We start from the raw sequence: 6,946 nt of genomic DNA on the forward strand, positions 1-6,946 counted from the left end.
TGGTCTTAATGATAATCCTGAGGGCAATGCCATTGCTATGGCTAATACACCAAATCTTGATATGCTTATGGAAAAGTATCCTTTTGTAAAAGGAAATGCCAGCGGACTTGCAGTTGGTCTTCCTGACGGACAGATGGGTAACTCTGAAGTAGGTCATATGAATATGGGTGCCGGACGTATCGTATATCAGGAGCTTACTAGAATCACAAAGTCTATCGAAGATGGTGATTTCTTTGAAAACGAAGCTCTTCTTGCTGCAGTTAATAACTGTAAAGCTAATGACAGCGCTCTTCATATGTTTGGTCTTGTATCAGATGGAGGTGTTCACAGCCACATTTCTCACATCTATGGACTTCTTGAACTTGCTAAGAAGAACGGACTTAATAAAGTATATGTTCACTGCTTCCTTGATGGACGTGATACTCCTCCGGAAAGCGGAATTGATTTCGTACAGCAGCTTGAAGACAAGATGAAGGAACTTGACGTAGGTGAAGTTGCTTCACTTTCAGGACGCTATTATGCAATGGACAGAGATAACAACTACGATCGTGTTGTTATAGCATATGATGCTCTTACAAAGGGCGAAGGCCAGAAGGCTTCAAGTGCACACGAAGGTATGCAGCAGTCTTATGACAACGGTAAGACAGATGAGTTCGTAATTCCTACAGTTATCATGAAGGACGGTCAGCCGGTTGCTACAATTAAGGATAACGATTCAGTTGTATTCTTTAATTTCAGACCTGACAGAGCAAGAGAGATGACTCACTGTTTCTGTGATGATGAATTTGATAAGTTTGATCGTGGAGACAGGATCAAGACTAAATTTGTATGCTTCACAGATTATGATCCACTTATTCCTAATAAGGAAATTGCATTCAAGAAAGTTCAGCTCACTAACACATTCGGACAGTGGCTTGCAGATAAGGGACTTAAGCAGGCACGTATCGCTGAGACAGAAAAATATGCTCATGTTACATTCTTCTTCAATGGCGGTGTAGAAGAGCCTAATAAAGATGAGGACAGAGTCCTTGTAAACAGCCCTAAGGATGTACCTACATATGACCTTAAACCTCAGATGAGTGCACCTGAAGTATGCGATAAGCTTCTTGATGCTATCAATTCACAGAATTATGACGTTATCGTCTGCAACTTTGCTAATCCTGACATGGTAGGACATACAGGTGTTATTCCTGCTGCTGTTAAGGCTGTAGAGACTGTTGATGAGTGCGTAGGTAAGATTTATGATGCAATCATGAAGAATAACGGTACAATGTTCATCTGTGCAGACCACGGTAACTGCGATATGATGATCGATTATGAGACAGGTGAGCCATGGACAGCTCATACAACAAATCCTGTTCCATTCATTCTTGTTAACTATGATCCTGCATATACACTTAAAGAGGATGGATGTCTTGCAGACATAATTCCTACTCTTATAGAGTGTATGGGAGAAGAGCAGCCTGCAGAAATGACAGGTAAGAGCCTTCTTGTTAAAAAAGACTAATACTTTAAGATAAATAAGCCACACTGGGGTATGTCGCTCCGGTGTGGCTGTTTTGATTATATCTTTCAATAATAACAACAGAAAAGAGGACTAGTATGGAAGAAAAGAAAATATTAAAAAGAGAAGAAGTGCCGGTAGAATATACCTGGAATCTTGAAGATCTTTATAAAACACCTGCTGACTGGGATAAAGATTTTGAAAATGCAACAAAGCTTGTAAAAGAAATAGAAAGCTTTCAGGGACATGTAGGAGAAAGCGCTGATAAGCTTCTTGCGTGGTATAAAAAGAGCGATGAGGCTGAACTTTTATTGTCAGCTTTATATTCATATGCTTCACTTTCTGCAGATCAGGACCTTTCCAATAATGAAAATCAGGCAAGAAAAGGTAAGGCTGTAGGTCTACTTGTATCTATTTCAAGTGCTTCAGCATTTGCAGATACAGAGATCATGGCAATTGAAGATGATAAGCTCGAAAACTTCTTTAAAGAAAATGAGGAGCTCACAGTATATCGCCTTGCAATTGATCGTGTAAGAAAGAAAAAAGAACATATGCTCTCAGCAGCTGAGGAGAAGCTTCTTGCAGCATCAGGTGAGATGTCAGAGGGGCCTTCTAATATAGGATCGATTTTTAGAAATGCAGATCTTAAATTCCCTAAAGTTAAAGACAGTAAGGGAGCAGAACATGACCTTACACAGGGAACTTATATCTCTTACATGGAAAGTTCAGATCGTGAGTTTAGAAAAAATGCTTTCAAGACTTTCTATGATACCTGGAAGTCTCATGAAACTCTTTCTGCAACAATCTTTGATGCCCATTACAAACAGCAGACTTTCTATGCAAATGCAAGAAAATACAATAATAACCTTGAGGCTGCTCTTGATCACACAGAAGTGCCTGTAAGTGTATATCATAATCTTATTGACACGGTTCATAAGCATATGGGATCAATGTATCGTTATATGGATCTTCGTAAGAAGATTATGGGCGTTGATGAGCTTCACATGTATGACCTTTATAATTCAATCGTTCCTGATGCTGAAGAAAAGATAACATTTGAACAGGCCAAAGAAGCTGTATTTGAAGCTATTAAGCCCCTTGGAGAAGATTATGCAAAGGTTGTAAAACAGGCTTATGAAAACCGCTGGCTTGATGTGTATGAAAATGAAGGAAAGAGAAGCGGAGCCTATTCTTCAGGCGGAGCCAGACCTCATCCATATATCCTTCTTAATCATAAGGATAATCTTAACAGCCAGTTTACACTTATTCATGAGACAGGACATACAATGCACAGTTATCTGTCTATGAAGAATCAGCCGGTTATATATTCGGATTATGTAATCTTTGTTGCGGAAGTTGCTTCAACCTGCAATGAAGTGCTTATGATGAAGAATCTCCTGGCTAAGACAACTGATACCAAGAAGAGAAAATATCTGCTTAATTACTTTATGGAGCAGTTCCGTACAACACTTTATCGTCAGACTATGTTTGCAGAGTTTGAGCTCAAACTTAATGAGCTTGTTGAAAACGGTAATACGCTTACTGCGGACACTCTTAATAAAATATATTATGACCTGAATAAGCTGTACTACGGAGATAATATGGTTGTTGATGAGGAAATTGCAAGTGAATGGGCCAGAATACCTCATTTTTTCTACAACTATTATGTATATCAGTATGCTACAGGCTTTTCTGCAGCAATTGCTCTTGCTACAAAGATTCTTAAAGAGGGAGAGCCTGCAGTTAAGAATTATCTCAAATTTCTGTCTTCCGGAAGCAGTACAGACCCGATAAGTCTTTTGAAGATTGCAGGTGTTGATATGTCTTCTCCTGCACCAATAGATGAGGCGCTTGATCAGTTTGATGCACTTATTTCTGAAATGGAAAAACTTGCATAATTCCTACTAAAGCGGTATCATTTATATCATTAGAATACTAATTTATCTAATCATGTGCATAAAGTTACGATTATCCATATTTTCAGTGGAAACTGACGATTTTTTTGAAAAAAATTTGTTTGTGTCCGACGTACATATGTCCGTCATACAAGTGGAAACGTTGATAAAATTTACGATTTCCATATTGACAAAAATTAATATGACTGTAAAATAAAGGAAGTTGATGTAACACAGTGCGCGCATCGAATGAGGCTCCAGCCAAGAAATTTTGGGGGGCTGAAATTTCATAAATTTTGAAATGATAACGATGACGTTAAATTAACTTTCTTTATTTAAAGAAGTGTTTAACGTCATTTTATTATTTTAAGGTATGACTTTGATGCACTAAAGCGCCAACTTGTTAAACAACAAGGGGATGTAGCCTCATAGAGGATTACATAAACAAATGCCGAATCTAAAAATAGAAGAGGAATAATAAGGAGGAAGGAATTATGAAAAGATCTAAAGTCATTGCACTACTTCTTACAGTAGGAATGACAGTGTCTTCTGTAGCTTGCGGTGGATCAAGCACAAGCAGCACAGGTGACAGCACAGGTTCTGAAAGCAACGAAGCTGCTACAGAAGCAGCAGATGGCGCTGAAGCAACTGATGGCGCGGCAGAGGAGACTTCTGAAGAAGAAGTTGTCGACGAATCATCAATGGATTATGACGAGCTTTCTGAGTATGTTTACAACCAGGTACTTGGTGAATTCTATGAAACATATGAGGCAGCTCAGGCAGAAGATGATAAGAATGTATCTTGGGCACTTGATGCTGTAGCAGAAGCTAAGCTTCTTGAGTCAGGTGTATTCATTCCATTCACATCACGTGGTGGTATGTATGCTATCAGCCGTGTGGCACCTTACACAGTAGCTCCTACACTTTGGGGTAATGATGAGACACGTTTCCATAATGCTGTAGTTACTTCTGAGCTCATTAAGACAGAAGACTATATGGCTATGAGAGAGAAATATGCTGAGCTTAAGGGAACAGGCGAATACGAAGATTGGGTTAAGTCTTTCCTTGAAGAAAAAGGATACACAATCACAGACGAGTACAAATATCCTAGTTCATCAGATCCTACAACATGGGATGTTCTTAGCACATCAAGACAGGCAGATACACGTTCACTCGTACATACATATGACGGACTTATGGAGTATGATGGAGAGAATACACAGCAGCCTGCACTTGCAACATCTTACGAAGTTTCTGAAGATGGTCTTACATATACCTTCCACATCCGTGAAGGCGTTAAGTGGGTTGATTCTCAGGGACGTGAAGTTGGTGATGTTACAGCAGATGACTTTGTTGCTGGTATGCAGCACATGATGGACTGCATGGGTGGTCTTGAGTACCTTGTTCAGGATGTTATCGTTGGAGCAGATGCTTATATCAACGGCGAGACATCAGACTTCTCTACAGTTGGTGTTAAGGCAGTAGATGACTATACACTTGAGTATTCACTTGTTGCTCCTTGCACATATTTCAACACTATGTTAAGCTATAGCGTGTTCGCTCCTCTTAATCGTTCTTACTACGAATCATGTGGTGGTAAGTTCGGTGATGAGTTCGATTCATCAGCTTCTGACTATACATATGGTACAGATGCTGACCACATCGCATACTGCGGACCTTACCTTGTAACTAACTTCACAGCTAAGAATACAATCGTATTCAAAGCTAATCCATCATACTGGAACAAGGATAACATCAATATCCAGACAATCACATTCCTTTATAATGATGGAACAGATGCTACAAAGGCATACAATGATGCTAAGGCTGGAACAATTTCAGGATGCAGTCTTACTACAGCAGGTCTTGAGGCAGCTAAGAACGATGGAATCTATGATGAATATGCTTATGTAAGCCTTACAGATGCTACATCTTTCGTAGGATTCATGAATGTTAACCGTGCAGCATTTGCTAACGTTAACGATTCAACATCTGCTAAGTCAGTTCAGACAGAAGAGGATGCAGCAAGAACTAAGGCTGCTATGCGTAACCAGGAATTCAGACTTGCACTTCTTCAGTCAATTGACAGAGGTACATATAACGCACAGACTAATGGTGATGACCTTAAGTACAATGCACTTATCAACACATACACACCTGGTAACTTCGTACAGCTTGAAGAGGAAGTAACAATTGCTATCAACGGAACAGATACAACATTCCCTGCTGGAACATACTATGGTGAGATCGTTCAGGCTCAGCTTGATGCTGATGGAGTTGAAGCTACAGTTTGGGATCCTTCAGGAAATGATGGTGCTGGTTCATCATCAGGATTTGATGGATGGTACAATGCAGATGCAGCAGTAGCTCACCTTAACGCAGCTATTGAAGAGCTTGCAGCTGAAGGCGTTGAAGTAAGCGCTGAGAATCCTATTCAGGTTGATCTTCCTTACTTCGAAGCAAGTGAGACATATGCAAACAGAGCTAATGCTTTCAAGAAGTCTATTGAAGAAGTTCTTGGCGGTGCAGTTATAGTTAACCTTGTATCATGTGCTACATCTGATGATTGGTACTATGCAGGTTACTACACAGAACTTGGTTCTGAAGCTAACTATGATATCTATGATGTATCAGGATGGGGTCCAGACTATGGTGATCCTAAGACATATCTTGACACAATGCTTCCTGACTATGCAGGATACATGGTTAAGTGCCTTGGTATTTATTAATTAAAGGTTTTAAAAGTTATATAAAGTATTAAACATTATAAGCAGGAGAATGGGCTCATGCTCATTCTCCTGACTTTGATGTAATATAGACTGGTAAGTAATATTGGAGACATAACGTATTCTCTGATCATATGACCGGTCGTCTGGAGTGAAGGACTATGCTTAAATATTTGATCAAACGATTATTACATGGACTGTTTTCTATAGTTATAGTTATAGGAATAGTTATGCTGTTGATCTATTCATTGATGGATCGTCAGCTCATCTTTGCTGCTGATTCTGTATATCAGAACCTTGGTAATAACCAAAAGAAGCAGTACATGTATCGTATGTGGGAGAACTACGGGTACATTGACTATGTTACTTATGAAGAATACATAGCGCAGCTTGTTTCAAATGGGGAACTTGATGAATCTGAGCTTGAAACTGTTCAGGATATTGCTAAGAAAGCAGAAGACGATTCAGAAGAAGTAGCTGAATACGTCAATAAGTTTACAGAGTATTATGAGTCTCAGGGTTATACTGTTGTTCGACTTGATGCTATTACCATCAAGAAGGGCAGAAAGTATGCAGATGGCGGTCAGGAAGCTCTTTTTGCATATAGAGATAAACCTCTCTTTACACGTTTAATTAACTATTTTACAGGAATTATTGATATAGATAGTATTCACTATGTTGATGATTCTATAGATATCGGAGAACGTGGTATTAGTTTTACTTTACATGATCCGGCTTATGGCGGTGATAAATTCTCACCTGCTATTATCGGAAATGGTACTAAATATAAGTACTTACTTTATTTTGATAATAATTTCCCT

At 39.1% G+C, this 6,946-nt stretch carries 3 protein-coding genes and 1 pseudogene; all 4 read left to right on the plus strand.

Annotation, left to right across the window (positions count from 1 at the left end; genetic code table 11):
- Positions 1–1,507, plus strand: a 1,507-nt coding sequence (gpmI, locus tag K6G87_RS18855; protein ID WP_296840766.1) for a 2,3-bisphosphoglycerate-independent phosphoglycerate mutase, incomplete at its 5' end; no start/stop codon positions are given.
- 95 nt (positions 1,508–1,602) lie between these two features.
- A complete protein-coding gene (pepF, locus tag K6G87_RS18860; protein ID WP_296840769.1) occupies positions 1,603–3,402 on the plus strand; it encodes an oligoendopeptidase F in 1,800 nt (599 codons plus the stop codon).
- Positions 3,403–3,893: 491 nt separating this feature from the next.
- The gene (locus K6G87_RS18865) at positions 3,894–6,128 is read left to right on the plus strand and encodes a peptide ABC transporter substrate-binding protein (RefSeq protein WP_296840771.1); all 2,235 of its coding nucleotides are present in this window, start codon (positions 3,894–3,896) and stop codon (positions 6,126–6,128) included.
- Positions 6,129–6,286: 158 nt separating this feature from the next.
- Positions 6,287–6,946, plus strand: a pseudogene (locus K6G87_RS18870) (ABC transporter permease); the annotation flags it as partial.

Source organism: Butyrivibrio sp., from assembly GCF_024699075.1.